Origin of the sequence: Robinsoniella sp. RHS (genome assembly GCF_001029355.1) — a bacterium.
Taxonomy (GTDB): domain Bacteria; phylum Bacillota; class Clostridia; order Lachnospirales; family Lachnospiraceae; genus Robinsoniella; species Robinsoniella peoriensis.
The window spans coordinates 155,416-174,448 of the sequence record NZ_JNGB01000013.1 but is presented as its reverse complement, the minus strand read 5'-3'; the positions used below and the strand labels follow the sequence as shown (position 1 = coordinate 174,448).

General features: G+C 42.3%; 22 protein-coding genes. 15 read left to right on the top strand and 7 right to left on the bottom strand.

Annotated features, from left to right (window positions below; all coding sequences use genetic code 11):
* Window positions 1-212 precede the first annotated feature (212 nt).
* A complete protein-coding gene (locus RHS_RS06940; RefSeq protein WP_047832723.1) occupies window positions 213-962 on the top strand; it encodes a DUF2087 domain-containing protein in 750 nt (249 codons plus the stop codon).
* Window positions 963-1,775: 813 nt separating this feature from the next.
* Here the strand turns inward: RHS_RS06940 and RHS_RS30425 are convergent.
* A complete protein-coding gene (locus RHS_RS30425) occupies window positions 1,776-1,898 on the bottom strand; it encodes a hypothetical protein (RefSeq protein ID WP_255348096.1) in 123 nt (40 codons plus the stop codon).
* Between the two features lie 165 nt (window positions 1,899-2,063).
* Here RHS_RS30425 and RHS_RS06935 point away from each other — a divergent pair, with 165 nt between their 5' ends.
* Window positions 2,064-2,483 carry a VOC family protein gene (locus RHS_RS06935; protein ID WP_377146651.1) on the top strand — a complete coding sequence of 140 codons (420 nt, stop codon included), beginning with the start codon at window positions 2,064-2,066 and terminating at the stop codon, window positions 2,481-2,483.
* Window positions 2,484-2,733: 250 nt separating this feature from the next.
* On the opposite strand, the gene RHS_RS06930 is transcribed toward RHS_RS06935, so the two are convergent.
* Window positions 2,734-3,804, bottom strand: a complete 1,071-nt coding sequence (locus tag RHS_RS06930) for a uroporphyrinogen decarboxylase family protein (RefSeq protein WP_047832722.1) — start codon at window positions 3,802-3,804, stop codon at window positions 2,734-2,736.
* A gap of 79 nt (window positions 3,805-3,883) precedes the next feature.
* Here RHS_RS06930 and RHS_RS06925 point away from each other — a divergent pair, with 79 nt between their 5' ends.
* Together RHS_RS06925 and RHS_RS06920 are read left to right on the top strand one after the other, a co-directional pair.
* Window positions 3,884-4,801, top strand: coding sequence for a helix-turn-helix transcriptional regulator (locus RHS_RS06925; protein WP_395017818.1), 918 nt, complete (start codon window positions 3,884-3,886; stop codon window positions 4,799-4,801).
* A 422-nt stretch (window positions 4,802-5,223) separates the two neighbouring features.
* The gene (locus tag RHS_RS06920; protein WP_047832720.1) at window positions 5,224-6,420 is read left to right on the top strand and encodes an MFS transporter; all 1,197 of its coding nucleotides are present in this window, start codon (window positions 5,224-5,226) and stop codon (window positions 6,418-6,420) included.
* On the opposite strand, the gene RHS_RS06915 is transcribed toward RHS_RS06920, so the two are convergent.
* Window positions 6,413-6,721: a hypothetical protein gene (locus RHS_RS06915; protein WP_047832719.1), complete on the bottom strand. Its 309-nt coding sequence runs from the start codon at window positions 6,719-6,721 to the stop codon at window positions 6,413-6,415. The genes RHS_RS06920 and RHS_RS06915 overlap by 8 nt on opposite strands.
* A gap of 315 nt (window positions 6,722-7,036) precedes the next feature.
* Here RHS_RS06915 and RHS_RS30420 point away from each other — a divergent pair, with 315 nt between their 5' ends.
* The 4 genes from RHS_RS30420 (at window position 7,037) to RHS_RS06895 (ending at window position 10,225) form a co-directional block, all read left to right on the top strand.
* Window positions 7,037-7,276: a DMT family transporter gene (locus tag RHS_RS30420; protein ID WP_395021684.1), complete on the top strand. Its 240-nt coding sequence runs from the start codon at window positions 7,037-7,039 to the stop codon at window positions 7,274-7,276.
* A gap of 173 nt (window positions 7,277-7,449) precedes the next feature.
* Window positions 7,450-8,097, top strand: a complete 648-nt coding sequence (locus RHS_RS06905) for a hypothetical protein (protein ID WP_047832717.1) — start codon at window positions 7,450-7,452, stop codon at window positions 8,095-8,097.
* Between the two features lie 187 nt (window positions 8,098-8,284).
* Window positions 8,285-9,802: a catalase gene (locus tag RHS_RS06900; protein WP_047832716.1), complete on the top strand. Its 1,518-nt coding sequence runs from the start codon at window positions 8,285-8,287 to the stop codon at window positions 9,800-9,802.
* 24 nt (window positions 9,803-9,826) lie between these two features.
* The gene (locus tag RHS_RS06895; protein WP_027292699.1) at window positions 9,827-10,225 is read left to right on the top strand and encodes a Fur family transcriptional regulator; all 399 of its coding nucleotides are present in this window, start codon (window positions 9,827-9,829) and stop codon (window positions 10,223-10,225) included.
* A gap of 162 nt (window positions 10,226-10,387) precedes the next feature.
* On the opposite strand, the gene RHS_RS06890 is transcribed toward RHS_RS06895, so the two are convergent.
* The 4 genes from RHS_RS06890 to RHS_RS06875 form a co-directional block, all read right to left on the bottom strand.
* Window positions 10,388-11,230 carry a sugar phosphate isomerase/epimerase gene (locus tag RHS_RS06890; RefSeq protein WP_047832715.1) on the bottom strand — a complete coding sequence of 281 codons (843 nt, stop codon included), beginning with the start codon at window positions 11,228-11,230 and terminating at the stop codon, window positions 10,388-10,390.
* A 62-nt stretch (window positions 11,231-11,292) separates the two neighbouring features.
* Complete coding sequence (locus RHS_RS06885) at window positions 11,293-12,297, bottom strand: Gfo/Idh/MocA family protein (protein ID WP_047832714.1); 1,005 nt, start codon at window positions 12,295-12,297, stop codon at window positions 11,293-11,295.
* The gene (locus RHS_RS06880) at window positions 12,294-13,466 is read right to left on the bottom strand and encodes a Gfo/Idh/MocA family protein (protein WP_047832713.1); all 1,173 of its coding nucleotides are present in this window, start codon (window positions 13,464-13,466) and stop codon (window positions 12,294-12,296) included. The genes RHS_RS06885 and RHS_RS06880 overlap by 4 nt, the downstream gene beginning before the upstream one ends.
* A 94-nt stretch (window positions 13,467-13,560) precedes the next feature.
* Window positions 13,561-14,319, bottom strand: coding sequence for a sugar phosphate isomerase/epimerase (locus tag RHS_RS06875; protein WP_047832712.1), 759 nt, complete (start codon window positions 14,317-14,319; stop codon window positions 13,561-13,563).
* Window positions 14,320-14,485: 166 nt separating this feature from the next.
* On the opposite strand from RHS_RS06875, the gene RHS_RS06870 reads away from it, so the two are divergent.
* The 7 genes from RHS_RS06870 (at window position 14,486) to RHS_RS06845 (ending at window position 19,031) form a co-directional block, all read left to right on the top strand.
* On the top strand, window positions 14,486-15,385 hold the full coding sequence (locus RHS_RS06870; RefSeq protein ID WP_047832711.1) for an AraC family transcriptional regulator: 900 nt from the start codon (window positions 14,486-14,488) through the stop codon (window positions 15,383-15,385).
* Window positions 15,386-15,419: 34 nt separating this feature from the next.
* A complete protein-coding gene (locus tag RHS_RS30415) occupies window positions 15,420-15,545 on the top strand; it encodes a hypothetical protein (RefSeq protein WP_255348065.1) in 126 nt (41 codons plus the stop codon).
* Between the two features lie 48 nt (window positions 15,546-15,593).
* Entirely contained in the window at window positions 15,594-15,998 is a 405-nt protein-coding gene (locus RHS_RS06865; RefSeq protein ID WP_047832710.1) for a Fur family transcriptional regulator, read from the top strand.
* A gap of 42 nt (window positions 15,999-16,040) precedes the next feature.
* Window positions 16,041-16,364, top strand: coding sequence for a hypothetical protein (locus RHS_RS06860; protein WP_052377675.1), 324 nt, complete (start codon window positions 16,041-16,043; stop codon window positions 16,362-16,364).
* A 109-nt stretch (window positions 16,365-16,473) separates the two neighbouring features.
* Window positions 16,474-17,526 (top strand): metal ABC transporter substrate-binding protein, encoded by a 1,053-nt coding sequence (locus tag RHS_RS06855; RefSeq protein ID WP_152614207.1) that lies wholly within the window; start codon window positions 16,474-16,476, stop codon window positions 17,524-17,526.
* 45 nt (window positions 17,527-17,571) lie between these two features.
* A complete protein-coding gene (locus RHS_RS06850) occupies window positions 17,572-18,234 on the top strand; it encodes a metal ABC transporter ATP-binding protein (protein ID WP_044295244.1) in 663 nt (220 codons plus the stop codon).
* On the top strand, window positions 18,231-19,031 hold the full coding sequence (locus RHS_RS06845) for a metal ABC transporter permease (protein WP_044295242.1): 801 nt from the start codon (window positions 18,231-18,233) through the stop codon (window positions 19,029-19,031). Before RHS_RS06850 ends, RHS_RS06845 begins: the two co-directional genes overlap by 4 nt.
* Window positions 19,032-19,033 lie beyond the last annotated feature (2 nt).

Here is a 19,033-nt window from a genome sequence, read left to right as displayed (position 1 = left end):
CTTGTATTGCTGACATAAATCCCCTGTTGGTACATTTTTTTATTTAGAAGACCGTTAAGGTTAATTCCAACAGACAGCAGAAGATGTGTACACAGATTTTCTAGTCAGTAAAGTGATACTGCGGACGAATATGGAAATTAAAATAAAAATGTTTACAATTTCTATAAACAATGTTATATTAGGTTTATAAATAAAGAGAACAGGAGGGAATTATGGATTACGGTAAACTCTCATTGGAAGAGTTAAAAAAGGGATATCAGTTTGACAAAGAAAAAGATGCCTATGTCTGTATTTATTGTGATCAGACTTTTCAGGAAGGTCAGATTTTTTCAATCGGAGGTCATTTTTATGTGGCGGAACACGCGGTGGCAAAACATATTGCAGCAGAGCATGAGAGTAACTTTGCTCAGCTGGTAAATTCAGACACGAAGTACAATACATTAACGCAAAATCAAAGAGAATTAATGACGTTATTTTATGCGGGATTGACAGACGGTGAAATTGCGAAAAAATCCGGTATTTCCGATTCTACGGTCAGACGCCAGAGATTTACATTCCGGGAAAAAGCAAAACAGGCCAGATTATATCTTGCTATTTATGAACAGGTGTTTGAAGAACATGCTGAAAATGAGAATGCCTTTATTCCCATTCACGACAAAGCAATTTACGTAGATGACCGGTATCTGATTACAGAACAGGAAAAGCGACACATTTTAGAAACATCTTTCAAAACACTTTCACCTTTAGTATTAAAAAACTTCTCCCCAAAAGAAAAGAAAAAGATTGTTATTTTAGGAAAAATAGCAGAAGAATTTGATAGGGGAAAGCATTATAGCGAGAAAGAGGTAAATGAGATATTGAAGCCGGTCTTTGAAGATTATATGACCTTACGGCGCTATTTGGTTATGTATGGGTTTATGGAAAGAACGAAAGACGGAGCGGAATACTGGCTCACAATTTAATTGTTTAATTTGGGTTTAGCTGAGGAAGGGGACGCTTTGTAGATGGAAGTAGTGCGCGAAAAGAGAAGGGGGCGGACCATGGCAGGCGTTTGGAAGGCTTACCGCAGAACTGGCATTTTCTAACCTTCCCGGAGCGCTTTTTGGCGGCACGCGGGCATTCGCTCCGAAATCCTGATGCATTTCGCAGCTCACTGCCCGCTTAGTATTCGATGGGAGCCAGTCGAATACTATCCGCCAAAAAACACTCCAGCAAGGTAAGTAAATGCTCAGATCTGCTATACGCCTTCCAAACGCCTGCCATGGTCCGCCCCCTTCTCTTTCCGGGATGCAGTTTATTGATACAAAGCTGGTTTTCTCAGCATGGTTGGGCCCTGGGGTTGTGGCATGCTGTACGCTATTGGCATAGAACACTTAAAAACCAATAAACCAGCTGGATGTTATCACTCTGAACTGTCTCTAAATTCTACTACAGTATATTTGTGGTTATAGTACCTACATCCAGTTAAGTCTGTGATCAGGAAAGCAGGTAAAATTTCGTCTTATCATCCCCCTTTCACACTGAACTGCCGTAACACACTCTGCTGCATCCAAAAACGAACAGACCGTCACAACCCAGGGGTCTCCACCAGGCTGAGAAAACCAGCTTTGTATCAACGAATGCTATCTCGGAAAGATGGGTGTGGGAAACTGGTATGGGCGGAGGAAGCGTAGAGCAGAGATGAGTATTTACTTACCTTTTCGAAGTGTTTTTTGGCGGATAGTATTCGACTGGCTCCCATCGGATACTAAGCGGACAGTGAGCTGCGAAATGTATCAGGATTTCGGAGCGAATGCCCGCGTGCCGCCAAAAAGCGCTTCGGAAAGGTTAGAAAATACCAGTTCTGCGGCCAGCTGACGGAGTCCATGCCAGTTTCCCACACCCATCTTTCCGTACACTGCCTACATCTACAAAGCGTCTTAATTAGCTAAACCCAAATATAATAAACCTAGAGTGAGTCTCAATTTCAAGTAATGACTCATAAGAGTGTGTTTGAGAATTCATTTAAGTAAAAATATGTAGTATAGATCATAAATGAATAAAAAATGAAAGAGGAGATCAGTATGGAACTATTAAAAGAATCTGATATGGAGAAAAACAGACCCAATATTAAAATGGGGCCTATTGTGATGGACTGTGGTATGGGAGGCGCTAAAGTACTTTCGGAATTTTATAGCAGACTGCTTGGATGGAATCTCTCGCATCCGGCGCAGAATGGGACGTCTGCCATCACCTCTCCCCAGGGAAATGTGATGGCATTTCAGGAGGTTGAGGGGTATGAATCTCCGGTCTGGCCGTGGAAAGCTGGAAAACAGGGACAAATGATACACTTTGATCTAGAAGTGGAAGACTTGGAAGAAGCGATCAGCTATGCTGTGCTTTGTGGAGCAAGGCTGGCGGAAGAGATATTTTTCGAGGATTCCAGAACGCTGTTTGATCCTGCGGGGCACCCGTTCTGTCTGGACACTTACCGAGAGGATTAATGAGAAAAAAGAAAATAAAAGAAAAATAAAAGAAAATAAAAGTAAAAATAAAAAAGAGTCGTTTTGTCTGAACGTGATTTTTAGCACGCAGTCAGACTAAACGATTCTTTTTTGCATTTTTTACTGGTGTCGTAAGAGATATTTTGCCTGAAGTTAAAAAAACGATACATTTAAGCAAAAAAGCTTAATTAAAATATCCGATAATACCTAAAAGGTAACCACTGTAGCCGACAATGCTTTCAAAAATATACTAAAATTGCAGAGTATAATTTCTGCATGCTTCTACATATGCCGTGATATTTTCCCAGGGTACCTCCGGCTCCAGCATATGGGTAGGTGCCAAAAAGAGCCTGCCGGTTTTGCCGGCAATATCCAGTAAATGGATGGCGGTTGCTTTCACTTCCTGCGGGGAGGCAAAGGGCATGGTGGTCTGGGTCCCAATGGTGCCATGGAATCCAATCTTCCCGCCATATTTTTGAAAAATTTCCTGAAAGTCCATGCATTCGCTTTGAATAGGATTCAGAACATCAATTCCTGCTTCGATCAGATAGGGGATAAAAGGGGTAACATACCCACAGCTGTGGTAAAATATAATAACTTCCGGATTAACGGAACGGATTGTCTGAATTACTTTCTTCAGGCGCGGTAAAATCCATTCGCAATAGAGATCTTCACTCATCATCTGGGTGTGCTGCATCCCAATATCGTCACCCAGGTAAATGATATCCACACCTGCCAGGGCAAAAGACCTGGCACGAATCTGCGCCTGTGCCGTGACTTTGTCAAAAATGAAAGAAGCAATTTCTGGATCACTGATCATATCAGACATGAGATTTTCCATACCCCGGATGTACCAGGATGTTTCCCAGATAGTCACCTGCATACTGCCTACAGCAGCCAGTCCCTGTTTATGGATTGCTTTAACCTGTTCTGGCTGATGGGATGCATTGCCTGCAGCGAAATCGGGAAAAGGGTAATCCTTAACTTCTTCCAAATCCTCTGTCAGACTAAGCGGATAGCGCATTCTTGTCATATGCTTGGCAGCTGCACTGCCTGGTTCATGTGCAATTCCCCATACATCGATTTTAGATCCTTCTTTCAATCCGTAGGGATAATATTTAAGAAACTGTTCCGGATTTTCTTTGATGGCGATATCATCCACATAGCGCCAGGGCATCTGGAAATACTCCATATAGCTCAGGTCACTTCCTGTTTTTTCATGATAGGTCGCCACTAGTTCCGGGCATAAATTAAATTCTACGGGCACCTCCTGGTAAGGTTTACCCTTTAGCATAGCGATTAAGTTTTCTCTTTTTGTCATATCAGCACCTGTTTATATTCCTTTCACAATATTTTTCTTTTTTCTTTTTCATTATTGACTTATCCACATGTTAGCATATATGATTAAGAATATGAATGGGATTATTGGTCTGGGCATGTCATTTTTGGAAATAGAAAGGACGAAGGAGATGAAAATACCGGAGCGGTTGTACCGCAATCAAACGATGCATTATAATATTACCCACAGTCCCCAGGACGGTGTATTAAGCTGTGGTTTCCTGCATAAACCAAATGCAGGTTTTTCTCAAAGTGGTCTTGTCTTTGAACACTATGGTGCATTTTTGCTGCTGGACGGTTCGGGGAGTTATACGGATTCAGAGGGATATGAATATGATCTGGAACCGGGAGCTTACATACAGAGGCTGCCGGGCAGGAAGCATACAACCATGGTAAATCCGGATGGAAAATGGCTGGAGTTTTTTGTTTGTTTTGGCAAAAAAACTTATGAAAATTTAAGAGATCTGAAACTAATTTCGGATACACCTGTGATTTATCCGGGACTGACCCCTCATACTTTTCAAAAGTGCAATTATTTAATGGAATGTTTCCGGAAACTGGCGGAAGACCAGCTGTCGGTTTTGTATCTTTACAGTCAGGAATTTGCAATCGAGATGTTTCGAAGTGTCAGAAATTCATATGTGGATGGCAGGGAATTTGCGAAAATGCAGAAGGCAGAGGAACTGCTCTGCCAGAGGAAGCCACGCTTTTTAAATGCCAGAGAGGTGTCGGATTGTATCGGCATGTCTTATGACAGATTTCGGAAAAAATTTAAGGATATGTACGGGATTTCCCCGGGAGCATATCAGATTGACAGCCGGATTAATTATTCAAAGACCCTGCTGTTAGACACCGGGAAGAATTTAAATGAAATAGCACTTTTATGTAATTTTGCAGATGGATTTTCATATTCTAAAGCATTTAAGAAGCACTGCAATATATCACCACAGAAGTTTCGGAAGAATCATTTGAATTTGTGAATAATAGCTAGATCTAACAGTTTATAATTGGCTTATGGCTCCTGTTCAAAACAATCTTATGAGTCAATATTTGAAATAGAGAACATTAACGGTAAATTTAAACTTTATGAACTAATGGATAAAAAATATGTATCTCCGTTTTAGATATTATGTTGGATTGCAGTACATTTTCAACATGTGAGCCTTTACATGTGAATATGACATAATATTCATATAAAATGACATTTTTATTATATGAAAAGTTAATTACAGACATTATAATAATATTCTATGCGGCGCAGAATCCTTAGTGATTTTTAAGTGGTGAGATTTTCTCCTGGCATTATTGGATTGTGCAGGTGAAGGTTTTGATTTGTATTAAATTCCAATCATGTATTTGGATTCCAAAACAGGCGCTATCATATAGAGTTGGAGAGTTTGCTATGTTTTCATTTTTACTAGTGATTATTTATGTTGCATTTATCAGTCTGGGACTGCCGGATTCCCTGGTAGGTTCTGCATGGCCAGTGATGCAGTCAGAATTGGGAGTTCCTTTTTCATACGCGGGAATCATTACGATGATTATAGCCTGTGGGACAATTGTCTCAAGCCTTCTGTCAGACAGGCTTACCAGGAAATTTGGAGCCGGATTAGTTACGGCATTCAGTGTATTTTTAACAGCCATGGCGCTGTTTGGATTTTCGGTATCGAATTCTTTTATTTTGCTGTGTTTATGGGCGGTTCCGTATGGACTGGGAGCAGGAGCGGTAGATGCAGCACTGAATAACTATGTTGCCCTGCACTATGCATCACGCCATATGAGCTGGCTGCATTGCTTCTGGGGAGTTGGGGCGGCTGTCAGCCCGTACATAATGAGTTTTTGCCTTACGGGCGGCCATGGATGGCACAGTGGTTATCGTGTGGTCAGTATCGTGCAGATTATATTAACTGTAATTCTCTTTATCAGCCTGCCGCTTTGGAAGAGGGGAAATACAGATCATATACAACATGCGGAACTTGATAAGGAAGTTTCATCCAAACCCCTAGGGTTTGCGCAGATTTTAAAAATGAAAGGGGTTCCCCTGGTTCTGGTAACATTTTTCTCATATTGTGCGCTGGAACAGACGGCAATGTTATGGGCAAGTAGTTATCTGGTGCAGCATAGGGGACTGGACGTGAGTATTGCAGCCAGGTTTGCCTCTCTGTTTTGTCTTGGTATCACAGCGGGGAGATTTCTCTGTGGATTTATAGCAGATAAATTAGGAGATAAGTTACTAATCCGTTTTGGTATTTTGCTTTCATTGTTAGGAATCATTTTCGTTGCCCTGCCGGTAGAAGGAACGTTTTTTGCAATGATTGGATTAATTATTACGGGCCTGGGATGTGCTCCCACGTATCCGGCTATTATCCATTCAACACCTTTTAATTTTGGCAGAGAAAATTCACAGGGGATTATCGGAATCCAAATGGCAAGCGCCTACGTGGGTACAACGATTATGCCGCCGCTTTTTGGTTTTCTTGCTTCCGCTATCAACATTAGTATATTTCCATTATATTTAAGTATTTTTGCAATTTTGATGCTGGTTATGTCCGAGCGGTTAAATAAAATTGTTGCAAAAAAATATGCATCGTCTAGGTAATGACTTTCCTAAGAATATGGACGCCCTCTGCAATATTTTCAAAACTCAAATGAGAGTAACCCATAAGTATTTCGCTGGCATAATTGCAGCCGGAGTGTTCCAGCAGATAATTTTCAATCGGGTATATGCGGATGCCCTGATGTGCTATTTCCTGTACCAGATCCCTGGAAAAGGTTGTGTTATGAAACCGGACTACTATATGCAGTCCGGCAGCCTGCCCGAGGATTTTAAACTCACTGGCAAATTGATCCGTTAATTCCCGGATCAGATGATTTCGGTTTTTGTGATAGTACTTTTTCATTTTCCAGTATTCTGAAATTCTTCAGTGTTTTGAATTTCTCCAGTATTCTAAAAATTTGCCAGTGTTCTGTAATATTCCGGTATTCTTATATTTTTCCTTATGATGAACTTTTCCTGAATACTCTATTGACTCTGTATTAGCTGTTTTGTCTGTCTTATTTCTATTCCCTATAGTATTTATATCATCTGTCTGATTTAACTTATTTTTACTTGGATTCCAGCTATACCTGCATGATTCAGCGGATTTTTTAACTCCTGTATGCCGTCTGCTACAATCGTGCCGGATCCCTGGTGTCCTTCCAGATAGCCTTCTGCAATCATTAGGACAAGAATAGATCTTTCCTCTGTTATTTGCGTGATTTATTACGGTTTTTTCGTTTCGTTTCTCTCTTATGTGCTCTGGTTTAAAGGAATAGAAAAAGTTCCCGCCAGCAATGCGGCAGTCTTTACCAGTATGGTTCCGGTCAGCAGTATTGTATTGTCGGCGGTTGTTTTGAAAGAAACTGTTATGGGGAACATATGGTTGGACTGGGGTGTATTATTGGGGGGATTTTGATTTCCTGCCTGCATTTTAACGAAAAACAAGATTCTTCAAATTCATAAGCATAGACGGGTATCTTTTACATATTTCCATCATTTGGAATAAAATTCCTTGACACGGATCATATAATCGGCTATTATTAGTACTAAGTACTATTACTGTTTTATTTGGAAGATAGGAGAATTATAATGAAACGAGTTTTTGGAAAGATTGAAATTGCTTTTGATATATTGTACCTGCTTTCAGCCTTAATAATGGGGATTTTTCTGCTTATGGTATCTGCTTCCAAATTGCATATGCTGGCTGGAATTATGGCTTTGATATTGGTAATTGGAGATTCTTTTCATCTTCTTCCCCGTATCAGGGTTATCATTTCTAAAAATGAAATAGCCCGGCGAACTGCATTGGGGCGTGGTAAGCAGATTACCTCTGTTTCTATGACTGTATTTTACCTTCTGCTTTGGCAGATAGGACTGCAGATAAGCAATATTTCGGTTTTACCATTCTGGAACTATATAATCTATGTCTTGGCTGTTCTGCGCATAGCACTTTGTTTACTTCCGTGGAACCGTTGGACAGATGCCCAACCTCCGGTGAAGTGGGGAATCTATCGTAACATTCCTTTCTTTGTTATGGGCCTTATGGTGTCTATACTCTTTTTTGTGAACCGAAATGTGATAGCAAGTGTCCATTATATGTGGCTTGCCATTTTATTAAGCTTTTCCTTTTATCTTCCGGTTGTTCTTTTTGCAAACCGTAACCCTAAGATCGGAATGCTGATGTTGCCCAAAACAGGCTGCTACCTCTGGATTATCGGCATGTGCTTATTTCTGTAGGGGATAATAATCTTTCGAATACATAATTATTTATCCCGCTATCGTTCTATTAGCAGGGAGAAAAAGGAGGGGTGGATAGGTGGAAAAGGGCTGGTACCCGAAAAACCAAAATTTAAGAAACACAGCAGCTGTTCAGAAAGATACTCATTAACACATCACATATATAATAATTGAAAGGAGTTTTGCTATGAATGAACATAAAAATTTGACAAACGAGGTCGGTGCTCCGGTAGCCGATAATGAAGTTTCAATCACCGCCGGTTCAAGAGGACCAGTGATGATGCAGGATGTATGGTTGATGGAGAAAATGGCACATTTTAACCGGGAAGTAATTCCGGAACGTCGTATGCACGCAAAGGGCTGGGGGGCTTATGGGAAATTTACAGTAACCCATGATATTTCCAGGTATACCAAAGCAAAGGTATTACAGCCTGGCGCTGTAACAGAAACTTTTACCCGTTTTTCCACGGTAGCCGGAGAACGTGGAGCGGCAGACTGTGAGCGTGATATACGAGGTGTTGCCACGAAGTTCTACACCGAAGAAGGTAATTGGGATCTGGTTGGGAATAATACCCCCACTTTTTTCATCAGGGATGTTCATAATTTCTCTGACTTGAACCGTGCAGTCAAAAGAGATCCCCGCACAGGGCGCCGCTCTGCACAAAACAACTGGGATTTCTGGACCCTCCTTCCGGAATGCTTCCATCAGATAACGATAGTTATGAGCGATCGCGGAATTCCAGCTTCTTTCCGGAATATGCACTTTTTTGGCGAGCATACATTTTCTCTATACAACGAAAAAAATGAACGTGTATGGTGCAAATTTCATTTTAAAACGCAGCAGGGTATAAAGAATTTTTCAAATGAAGAAGCCGCAAAAGTTAATAGCTTGGACCGGGAATATCACGGGAAAGATTTGTATGATGCCATTGAAGAAGGTGATTTTCCCAAATGGACCATGTATGTCCAGATTATGACAGAAGAACAGGCTGCAAACCACTATGAAAATCCATTTGATATCACTAAGATCTGGAGACACGCGGAATACCCGCTTATTGAAGTGGGAGAGTTGGAATTAAACCGAAATGCGGATAATTATTTTGCTGAGGTTGAGCAGGCTGCATTTGCCCCTGCGCATGTGGTACCGGGTATAGGATTTAGTCCGGACCGATTCTTACAAGGAAGACTTTTTGCTTATGGAGATGCACAGCGCTACCGTCTGGGGGTAAACCATAATCATATCCCGGTAAACCGCGCAAAAGTGGAGGTAAATGAATATCATAGGGATGGTGCCATGCGTACAGATGGAAATTATGGGGGAGCTCCTGCTTATACTCCTAACAGTGCAGGGGTTTGGACCGCACAGCCTGAGGTCATGGAACCTGAGCTTTCTCTGGAAGGTGCTATGTACCGTTATGATCCAAAGGACGATCCCACGGATGATTGTTTCCGTGCAGGTGGTGACTTATGGCGGGTTCTGACAGAAGAAAAAAAGCAAATCCTGATACAGAATACGGCAGATGATATTGCAAGCGTTACCCCTAATATTAAGTACCGTCATGCCGTTCACTGCTATCTGGCAGATCCGGAATATGGCGAACGTTTTACTGAGGCTGCAGGTTTATCAATGGACAAGGTCAAAAAGCTTGCAAAATTGGACAATAAAAGCTTGATTCAGGCAACGATTTCACCTATAATGGAGTAAAATATAATTTGTTAGGTGTGTTTTATGAAACAGCAAAGAAATACCAGACAGCGTGAACTTGTGTTACAAATTGTCAGATCTCACCATGACCATCCAAGTGCAGATGAAATCTACCTGGAGGCACGGGAAAAGGATGATAAAATCAGCCGTGGAACCGTATACCGCAACCTAAATCTCCTGACTGAATCCGGAGAGATTCTACAAGTTAAAGTGCCAAGTGCAGACCGGTTTGACTGTCGGCTGGATTACCACTATCATATAATCTGTACGAAATGCGGAAATATAACAGATCTGCCGCTTTCTTATAACGAACATCTGGATACTACAGTCCAAGAGCAGACCAGTTATATTGTAATGCGCCACCGCACTGTATTTGATGGCATATGTTGCGACTGTCAGAAGTCAATACTTAATAAGGATTAGAAAACGTAGGCAGGGAAGATTGATTCCCTGCCTATTTCCTATATTTTAAAGGCTGTTTATTACAACAAATATCATATTTCTCAAAAAGCATAGTATATCACACCACATGAGGTCAAACGTATGAAGTTAGAAAAATGTACGATGTCGTCGGGCGGGGGCAAGTTACTGTATGATGCTCATTAATGCCTGATAGGCCATTCGGAATGCCTCGGCTCCATCTGTCCTCCCTCTTTGCTGCCCTTCCTGTTCCAGTGATTTCAGGGCATCAAAGTCCGCAAGATGAGGTTCCAGACTGATATATCCGCTGTATCCACACTGATCCAGCTGTTTCAGGATAGAAGAGATATGTCCGTCTCCTTTGCCGGCTGGAACAATTTCCCCGGTAGCCTGTATGGCATCTTTGATATGAAGATACACAATATATGGTTTCAGCATTTCGTAAGCTTCCTGGGTGTCCTGCCCGCATTGTATAAAGTTGGCAAAATCAAAGGTGGCACCGAAATTCGGTCCGTAGAATTGTTTCATCATATCCAAACAGCGTGATACAGTATCGCCGTAGATCCCTTTTTCGTTTTCATGAAGCAATATCAGATTTTTCTTTGCAGCGTAATTCACCAGCAGATCCATGCGTTTCAGGACCTCATACCTATGGGTCTGGGGCGCGCCATCTTTGGGGAGATAGAAGCTGAACATCCGGATATAAGGAGTCTCAAAAATATCAGCCAGTTCTGCTATATGCTGAAATTGTTTAAAGTGTGAAGTGAAATCATCAGTGATATGTATTTTCCCTATGGGTGAGCCGATGGCAGAAACAGCAATACGGTTATGATCCAGTTCTTTCCTGACTTTTAACGCTTCTGCAAGAGTATAATCTGCAATGCCTTTGTGATTGGCACTACGGAATTCTATAAATTGTATATCTAATTCTCTCAAAAGCCTCATCTGTTTTTTCAGGTCTGTGTCAATTTCGTCAGCGAAACAGGATATCTTTGCATTTTTCAACATATTTGTAATCCTTTCTATTCCAACGTGTTAAATACTATTTGAGTATGTTATATAGTTTTCACTTAGTTATCTAAGAGAAAAATTTCTTTCTGAGTTCGGGCGGATTCATAAGAAGCAAGCATCAGACGGATGGTATCCAGTGTTCCCGGAAGATCCAGGCTAAACCGGCTGTTTTCACAGAGGGATTTATAAAAATCTGCTATACAGCTCACGTGCCCGCTTCCCCAGTAGCTTTTCCCCAGTGCTTCCGCGGAGGAAAGTTTGGGAGTTTCTATGCGCCCATCCCGGTAGTAATAAGTGACCGCGTGGTCTTCAATCCGAATGGTTCTGTCTTCACAGGACAGTTCGATCAGTGGAGGGACATTTTCGCAGTAAGCAGTGGTTGCATAGAAGACAGCACTTGCATCTGGAAAACGGATATATGCCTCCAGTGTATCCTCTACTTCAATCACCCCTTTTAGATGATGATTGTGCATTCCGGCATCTACACTGAGCGGTGTCCCCAGCAGATAAACCAGCAGATCCATTGTGTGGATGGCCTGGTTGATCAGCGCTCCGCCTCCTTCTGTGTCTTGTTTCCCCCTCCAGCCGCTTTCGTTATAGTAGGATGCATCCCTTTCCCAGGTAACGATTCCTCTTGCACCTATGACATTTCCGGCAGCTTTTGACTCCAGCAGTTTTTTTACCAGGCGGATGCTGGGATTATAACGGTTCTGAAAGCAAAATCCCATATACTTTTCTGTATGGAGAGAGAGCAGTTCATTAAGCTGATCTTTTGAGATTACCGGTGGTTTTTCTGAAAAGACGTGAATTCCGTGCTTAAGTGCATACAGCATCATTGGTACATGTAAATAATGGGGTGTACAGATATGCAGCACATCCGGTTTTTCCTTTGCCAGCATTTCTTCCAGTGAGGAATAGGCATTTCCACCGTAGCGGTTCCTGAAATCCTGTGCCCGCTCACTGATGATATCAGCAAATGCAGTCAGGGTGATATCGCTTAACCGGGAGATGCTTTCTGCGTGGACGTGGGCAATACTGCCGCATCCTACTATAGCCGCTCTCATGGTTTTCCCCCCGAACCGTAAGTTCCTTCTGTATTAAAGGTTATTTCCTGCACTTCTTTCATCTTAGAATTCGCGCGCAGCTCATTTAATTTTTCCAGGAACAGATTCTCATCTATTGGAAGTTCCACTGTTTTGCCCAGCCAGCCGGATAGGTACATAGCATTGGAAAGTGCAAGACCGTTTATGCCTTCTTCGCCGTTTGCCACCAGGGGCTCCCCTCTTAAAATGTTTGCGGCAAATGCTCTTAAGACGCCTGTATGCTGTAGATTTTTGCCTTCTGTAACTATTTCGGTCCAGTGTCCGTCTGGAGGCCGGAAGCCTTCCGGGGTAGTAAAGCAGTATTCCCGTTCGCTGCAATCCAGTTCGTAAAAGCGTAAAACATTATTTTCACAGACTATTTTTCCTTTTTCAAGGGTGATTTCCAGACGGTTGGTACCAGGGGCATCCCCCGTTGTAGTTACAAATACGCCGGTGGCTCCATTTGGGAACTCCATATATGCGGTTACATCATCTTCGACTTCAATATCATGCCATTTTCCAATGTGGCAGAATGCGTGTACCTTTGCAGGCATTCCGCAGATCCATTGCAGAAGGTCCAGGTTGTGGGGACATTGGTTAATCAGAACGCCGCCGCCTTCCCCTGCCCATGTGGCGCGCCAGCCACCGGAATTATAATATGCCTGGGTTCGGTACCAGTCGGTTATAATCCAGTTCACTCTTTTCAATGCACCATATTTTTGGCTGTGCACCATTTCATATATCTTACGGTACACAGGATTGGTGCGCTGGTTAAACATCATGCCGAATACCCGGTCAGTTTTGGCTGCCGCTTCATTCATTTTACGTACCTGCAGCGTGTATACACCCGCCGGCTTTTCACACATGGCATGAAGTCCATGGGCAAATGCGTTTATGACAAAACGCGGATGGTCATAGTGGGGGACAGCGATCAGTACGGCATCACAGCAACCGTCTTCCATCAGGCTGTCTCCATCTGAAAAGATCTGTACATTTTTAGGGAGATGTTCTTTTGCCCAGCACCTTCTGGATTCCCGTATATCGGCTACTGCGGTTAATTCCAGTTCAGGGATATTTCCCTCAATCAGCGAAACAGCGTGAACGCTGCCCATATTTCCAATTCCGATAATTCCAAGTTTTATTTTATCCATATTCTATTCCTCATTTTATTTTTCACTTCTTACGGAGGTTGGGATGTGTCAGAGTGATAAAATGATTTTCCAGACACGCCCCGGGATGATTGTTTTAACGGTAACCTGCAGCAGCAAGATTGTCATAGCTTTTCTGCAGGCAGTCAAAGGGACCGGTCTGGCAGATATCCTGTTCCACCAGCAGATATTTGCAGTTTGTATGTTCAAGGGTTTGCAGAATCTGAGTGAAGTTTAGGTTTCCTTCCATTACCGGTGCCATGACAGCAGTACCATGATCAACTGCCATATCTTTCAGGTGGACGCAGGGAATACGGTCTTTTAATTTCGTAATCCAGTGGCATATGTCACCGCCTGCAGCCTGGACCCAGTAAGTATCCAGCGTAATGCCCAGTTCATCCGGCGCAAAGGCTTCCAGAAGATATTCCAGGATACGCTTCTGTCCCAGTTTTTCAAATTCAAAGTTGTGGTTATGGTACATAAAGAGTTTTCCGGCGGCAGCAATTTTTTTAGCAGGTTCCAGAAAATCATCGGCAAAATGAGAAATCCAGTCTGTACTGCGGTATTTGTCCGGCATACAGCCCAGTCCGATATAGTTACAGCCCATCAGATTGTGTTCTGCAATCAGTGCATCCGTATCATATAGAATCCGGTCAGCACTATTATGGGTTAAAACGATCTCCAAACCTGCTTCATCACACACTTCACGTATCCGATCAGCAGGAATATCCTTGCCGATCGCAGATATCTGCACCGTTGTATAGCCCATGGCTGCTATTTTCTTAATTGTAAATGTAAAATCTTTTTCCGTTTGGATATAATCTCTGACGGTATAAAGCTGTGCTCCTGTTATCATAATAATATCCTTTCTGTCCGGTGTTTTTATTTTTGTTTACCGGAGCTTTGAAGAAACTATAGCCTATTTATAATAAAAATACCATTGCCTGCAGAGTCGATTATATTGCAAATATCGCTCTGATGTTTTATAGTATTTTTATGTTACGGTTGAGGGAGGTTATAAAATGCCAGAAAATGAAAAAGAACAGGACAGCCGTTATCTGGAACTGATCAATGTCGGCTATAGTGATACACAGTATATGACGGGTCAGTATGATCTGCATTGTCACAACTATTACGAGATTTTTTACTTTGTGGAAGGAGAAGCGGACTACCTGGTGGAAGGACAGCGATATTGCCTTACTTCCCACAGCCTTCTTTTGCTGTCGCCCCATGTATTTCATGGAGTAAAAATTAATTCCGACAGCCATTACCGGAGATATGCGCTTCATTTTCATCCGGATATTATCTCCATGGAACATCGAAGGCTATTATTATCGGTATTTCAAGCTTTTGAGAAAAATCCAAAACAGAAAATATATTTTGAAAATGTAAGACAATTTCAACTGGATGCCTGCCTGCAGGCACTCTGTGAATATGTGAAAAGCCCGTCCGGACTTCAGGAACAGCTAATCCCCATAGGTATGGAAGCCGTTCTTGGCCGTATTGTTGCCATAATCGGTAAAGAAAGCGGAGTTCATGGGCATAATCTGGACAATGACCTGGCAACAAAGATCTTAATTTATCTGAATCGCCATCTTTCAGAGGAAATTACGCTGGATAATCTGGCTGAGAAATTTTTGCTGAGCAAACATTATTTGAACAGAGTTTTCCGCAAGGCAGTTGGGACTACGGTTTTTGATTACCTGGTGCAAAAGCGGGTGATCTTTGCCCAGCAGCTGCTGATTAACGGGTGCAGCGCGGCAGATGCGGCCGCCGCCTCAGGATTTGCAGATTATTCCGCTTTTTATCGTGCTTATAAAAGAATCCTTGGACATTCTCCACTTAGGGACAGGGGAGTGCTTCCGCCTGTGAGCGGTATCATTGATCCGCATACTGCAGAAAGTATTATGGTGAAAAAGTAGGAAGCAGTTTAGCTGAGAAGGGGACGCTTTGTAGATGGAGATGGTGCAGGTCAAGATTGGAGTGGGAAACTTGTATGGACTCCGTCAGCTGGCCGCAGAACTGGTATTTTCTAACCTTTCCAAAGCAATAGCAGTTGACAAAATATACAATCTACTATAAAATGAAAATGATTTTCAAATTCATATTTGAAGAAAAGAGGAAAACACGGTGGGGGAACGCGGTCAGTATCAGACCAAACAAAGGGAGAATATCCTGCAATGTCTGAAAGCGAACCAGGAGAAATTCTATACAGTTGAACAATTTATGGATTATATGCGCAACGAGGGAATGCATGCAGGTCAGACTACTTTATATCGTATGCTGGAGCGGATGCACCAGGAAGGGATGGTTACTAAAATTCCATCTATGGACGGTTCCCCTGCTCAATATAGGTATATAGGAGATGAAGATAAACAGAATCATGGGAAACTGGTTTGTCTGAAATGTGGACAAACGGTTCCTTTAAAATGTGATTGTATGGAGGATTTTTCTGTCCATATTTTAAATGAACATCATTTTGAACTGGATCAGCAGCACACGACACTCTATGGCTATTGCAGTCTTTGCCGCTGAAGCGGAACAATAAATGCAATCTGAAAGGAGGGAGAAATAACGATGATGATGAATCTGCATAATAAAACTCAAGAAGTCTACAAAAAAGCTGCCGCCATTCTTCTGATTGCAGCTGTTTTAAGCGTTCTATTTCTCTCTAATTTTTTTATTGCAGAAAATATCCATCATCAATGTACAGGTGAAAGCTGTCCGGTGTGTGCCGAAATACAGCATGCAGAAAGTCTGATTCATCAGATTGGAAGTGCTATAATTTGTTTTGCTTCCGTAGTTTGTATTGTAGCAGCATTTATCGCTATGATACCGTCATTTTATCAATTCTTTCAGAGAAAAACACTCATATCTTATAAGGTAAGGCTGAACGATTAAATCAGCGGACGCAAGGGAGAATTCTGCCTTTTTGCAGAAAGAAACCTTGTTTTTTTGCGCCCATTTTACCAAATTACCAAAATTATAATTGAATATGGAGGATTTCATCATGAAAAAATCAGTGTACATTATCCTGTCTGCGCTGGCGGTTTCTTTGTGCTGCGCAGGTTGTGGAAAACAAAGCAGTATAGGGGCAGATGAGAACAAAGAAATGGCTAACCAGATAAACAGCAATGCCAGTGGGGAAACCGATGAAAATAATGCCGGAGATAAGTTAAAAGTGATAGCGAGTTTCTATCCCATGTATGATTTTGCTAAAAAAATAGGCGGGGACAAAGTGGAAGTTATTAATATGGTACCGGCAGGCACAGAACCTCATGACTGGGAGCCGGCAGCAACGGATATCAGAGAATTAGAGACCGCAGATGTGTTTGTCTACAACGGTGCCGGTATGGAACATTGGGTAGAAAATATATTGGAATCACTGGATAATCAGAAGCTGACTACCGTAGAAGCGTCGAAAGGATTAAAACTCATGGAAGAAACCCACAGCCATGAGGGGGATGGTAAGACAGACGCTGAGAGTGAAACCGATGATAAAGGCAAAATAAATACCGAGGGTGAAACCGAAGAATACTCTGGCTGCGACCCTCATGTATGGCTTGATCCGATGAATGCTAAATCGGAGATGGAGAACATTAAAAATGCTTTTGTGGCAACAGACCCGGAGAACAAGGATTACTATGAAAAAAATTATGAAACTTATGCAGCGGAATTTATAAAGCTGGATCAGGAGTATAGAGAAGGAATTGCAAAAACAGCAAGCAAAGACCTGATTGCGGCGCATGAAGCTTTTGGGTATCTCTGTAAAGCGTATGGACTGAATCAGATTGGGATCGAAGGTCTTTTGCCGGATTCCGAGCCGGACCCGGCAAGAATGAATGAGATTATTCAGTTTGCAAGGGAAAACAATGTTAAAACAATCTTTTTTGAAGAGCTTGTAAGTCCAAAAGTTGCAAAAACAATTGCAAGCGAAATTGGAGCAAAGACAGAAGTTCTGAATCCGCTGGAAGGATTAAGCGATGAGGAGCTTTCGGCGGGTGCGGACTACTTTTCTGTAATGCGGGACAATCTGAAAACGCTGGAAGAAGCCTTAAAATAGAATTGTGCTAAATAGTTAAAAATAATAGTAAGGAAGGAACGCTTCATGAACATAGTCAGCATGGATAATATCACTTTTCGGTATGCAGATGTACCGATTCTGAAAAATTTGAGTTTAAAAATCGGGGAAGAGGAGTATGTGCTTCTTACCGGAGAAAATGGAAGTGGAAAAAGTACCCTATTAAAACTTTTACTGGGGGAATTACAGCCCCAGGAAGGGCGTGTGGAAATATTCGAAAAGGAAACAACCCATGTTTTTTCCGGTGGCCGCATAGGTTATGTCCCGCAAAACAGTATTAGCCATAACCAGAGTTTTCCGGCAACGGTGGAAGAAATTATGCTGACAGGTCTTTATCTGCAGATTGGCAGATTTCGTTTGCCGGGCAGAATGCACCGGGATCGTGTACGCAAAACATTGGAGGAACTTGGAATGGAGAGTTTTATGAAGAACCGGATTGGAGAACTGTCCGGAGGGCAGCAGCAAAGAATTATGCTGGCACGGGCGTTAGTGGGTAATCCGGAGCTGTTGGTTCTGGATGAACCCACTGCAGGGATGGATGCGGAATCAGTTAAGAATTTTTACCGGTTGTTAAAGGAACTTAATCTGAGCCGCAAAGTTACGATATTCCTGGTTACCCATGGAAGTACCACAGACTGTATTGGAGCGCATCGGATACTTAAGATGAAAGAGGGGAAAATCAGAGAATGAGTATACTGGAATATAGTTTTATGCAGAGAGCCTTTTTGGCAGGCATTCTGCTGGCGCTGATAACCCCGTGTATTGGGATGACAATTGTGCTTAAAAGAATGTCAATGATCGGGGATGCCCTTTCCCATTCTTCACTTGCAGGAGTGGCAGCAGGCCTGATCTTTGGTATCAATCCGGTTCTGAGTGCGGCAGTGGTATGCGTGGCTGCGGCACTGGGTATTGAGCGGATCCGTAAGAAACTGCCCCGCTATTCGGAGATGGCTATTGCAATTGTTATGTCCGGGGGTATTGGTTTAGCTGGGGTATTGTCCGGGTTTGTAAAAAACAGTGCGAATTTCAGCAGTTTTTTATTTGGCAGCATTGTTGCGATCAGCAGGGAGGAACTTGTACTGGTTACTGTTATCAGTCTGATAGTGCTGATTACGGTTTTGCTACTTTATAAAGAATTATTTTACATAGGGTTTGATGAAAATGCAGCGCGTATTTCCGGTGTACCGGTTCAGAGGATTAATTTTGTGTTTACTGTTTTGACGGCGCTTACCATATCGATAGCATCCCGTACGGTGGGGGCGCTTATCATTTCTTCCATGCTGGTGGTGCCGGCAGCCTGCGGAATGCAGATGGGACGAAGCTATAAAAAAGCCCTTCTGTGGGCCGTAATCGTTGCAGTGTCAACAACAATTGCAGGATTAATACTTTCCTATTATGCCGGTTGGAAACCGGGAGGTACAATCGTACTTTTGGAAGTGGTATGGTTTGTCATTATTGTTTTTCGAAAAGCGCTGATAAAAAAATAGGA

Excerpts from the sequence above, each read along its gene's own strand:
- RHS_RS06940 (WP_047832723.1), top strand. The coding sequence starts at position 213 with ATGGATTACGGTAAACTCTCATTGGAAGAGTTAAAAAAGGGATATCAG.
- RHS_RS06935 (WP_377146651.1), top strand. The coding sequence starts at position 2,064 with ATGGAACTATTAAAAGAATCTGATATGGAGAAAAACAGACCCAATATT.
- RHS_RS06930 (WP_047832722.1), bottom strand. The coding sequence starts at position 3,804 with ATGACAAAAAGAGAAAACTTAATCGCTATGCTAAAGGGTAAACCTTAC.
- RHS_RS06925 (WP_395017818.1), top strand. The coding sequence starts at position 3,884 with ATGATTAAGAATATGAATGGGATTATTGGTCTGGGCATGTCATTTTTG.
- RHS_RS06920 (WP_047832720.1), top strand. The coding sequence starts at position 5,224 with ATGTTTTCATTTTTACTAGTGATTATTTATGTTGCATTTATCAGTCTG.
- RHS_RS06915 (WP_047832719.1), bottom strand. The coding sequence starts at position 6,721 with ATGAAAAAGTACTATCACAAAAACCGAAATCATCTGATCCGGGAATTA.
- RHS_RS06905 (WP_047832717.1), top strand. The coding sequence starts at position 7,450 with ATGAAACGAGTTTTTGGAAAGATTGAAATTGCTTTTGATATATTGTAC.
- RHS_RS06900 (WP_047832716.1), top strand. The coding sequence starts at position 8,285 with ATGAATGAACATAAAAATTTGACAAACGAGGTCGGTGCTCCGGTAGCC.
- RHS_RS06895 (WP_027292699.1), top strand. The coding sequence starts at position 9,827 with ATGAAACAGCAAAGAAATACCAGACAGCGTGAACTTGTGTTACAAATT.
- RHS_RS06890 (WP_047832715.1), bottom strand. The coding sequence starts at position 11,230 with ATGTTGAAAAATGCAAAGATATCCTGTTTCGCTGACGAAATTGACACA.
- RHS_RS06885 (WP_047832714.1), bottom strand. The coding sequence starts at position 12,297 with ATGAGAGCGGCTATAGTAGGATGCGGCAGTATTGCCCACGTCCACGCA.
- RHS_RS06880 (WP_047832713.1), bottom strand. The coding sequence starts at position 13,466 with ATGGATAAAATAAAACTTGGAATTATCGGAATTGGAAATATGGGCAGC.
- RHS_RS06875 (WP_047832712.1), bottom strand. The coding sequence starts at position 14,319 with ATGATAACAGGAGCACAGCTTTATACCGTCAGAGATTATATCCAAACG.
- RHS_RS06870 (WP_047832711.1), top strand. The coding sequence starts at position 14,486 with ATGCCAGAAAATGAAAAAGAACAGGACAGCCGTTATCTGGAACTGATC.
- RHS_RS30415 (WP_255348065.1), top strand. The coding sequence starts at position 15,420 with ATGGAGATGGTGCAGGTCAAGATTGGAGTGGGAAACTTGTATGGACTC.
- RHS_RS06860 (WP_052377675.1), top strand. The coding sequence starts at position 16,041 with ATGATGATGAATCTGCATAATAAAACTCAAGAAGTCTACAAAAAAGCT.
- RHS_RS06855 (WP_152614207.1), top strand. The coding sequence starts at position 16,474 with ATGAAAAAATCAGTGTACATTATCCTGTCTGCGCTGGCGGTTTCTTTG.
- RHS_RS06850 (WP_044295244.1), top strand. The coding sequence starts at position 17,572 with ATGAACATAGTCAGCATGGATAATATCACTTTTCGGTATGCAGATGTA.
- RHS_RS06845 (WP_044295242.1), top strand. The coding sequence starts at position 18,231 with ATGAGTATACTGGAATATAGTTTTATGCAGAGAGCCTTTTTGGCAGGC.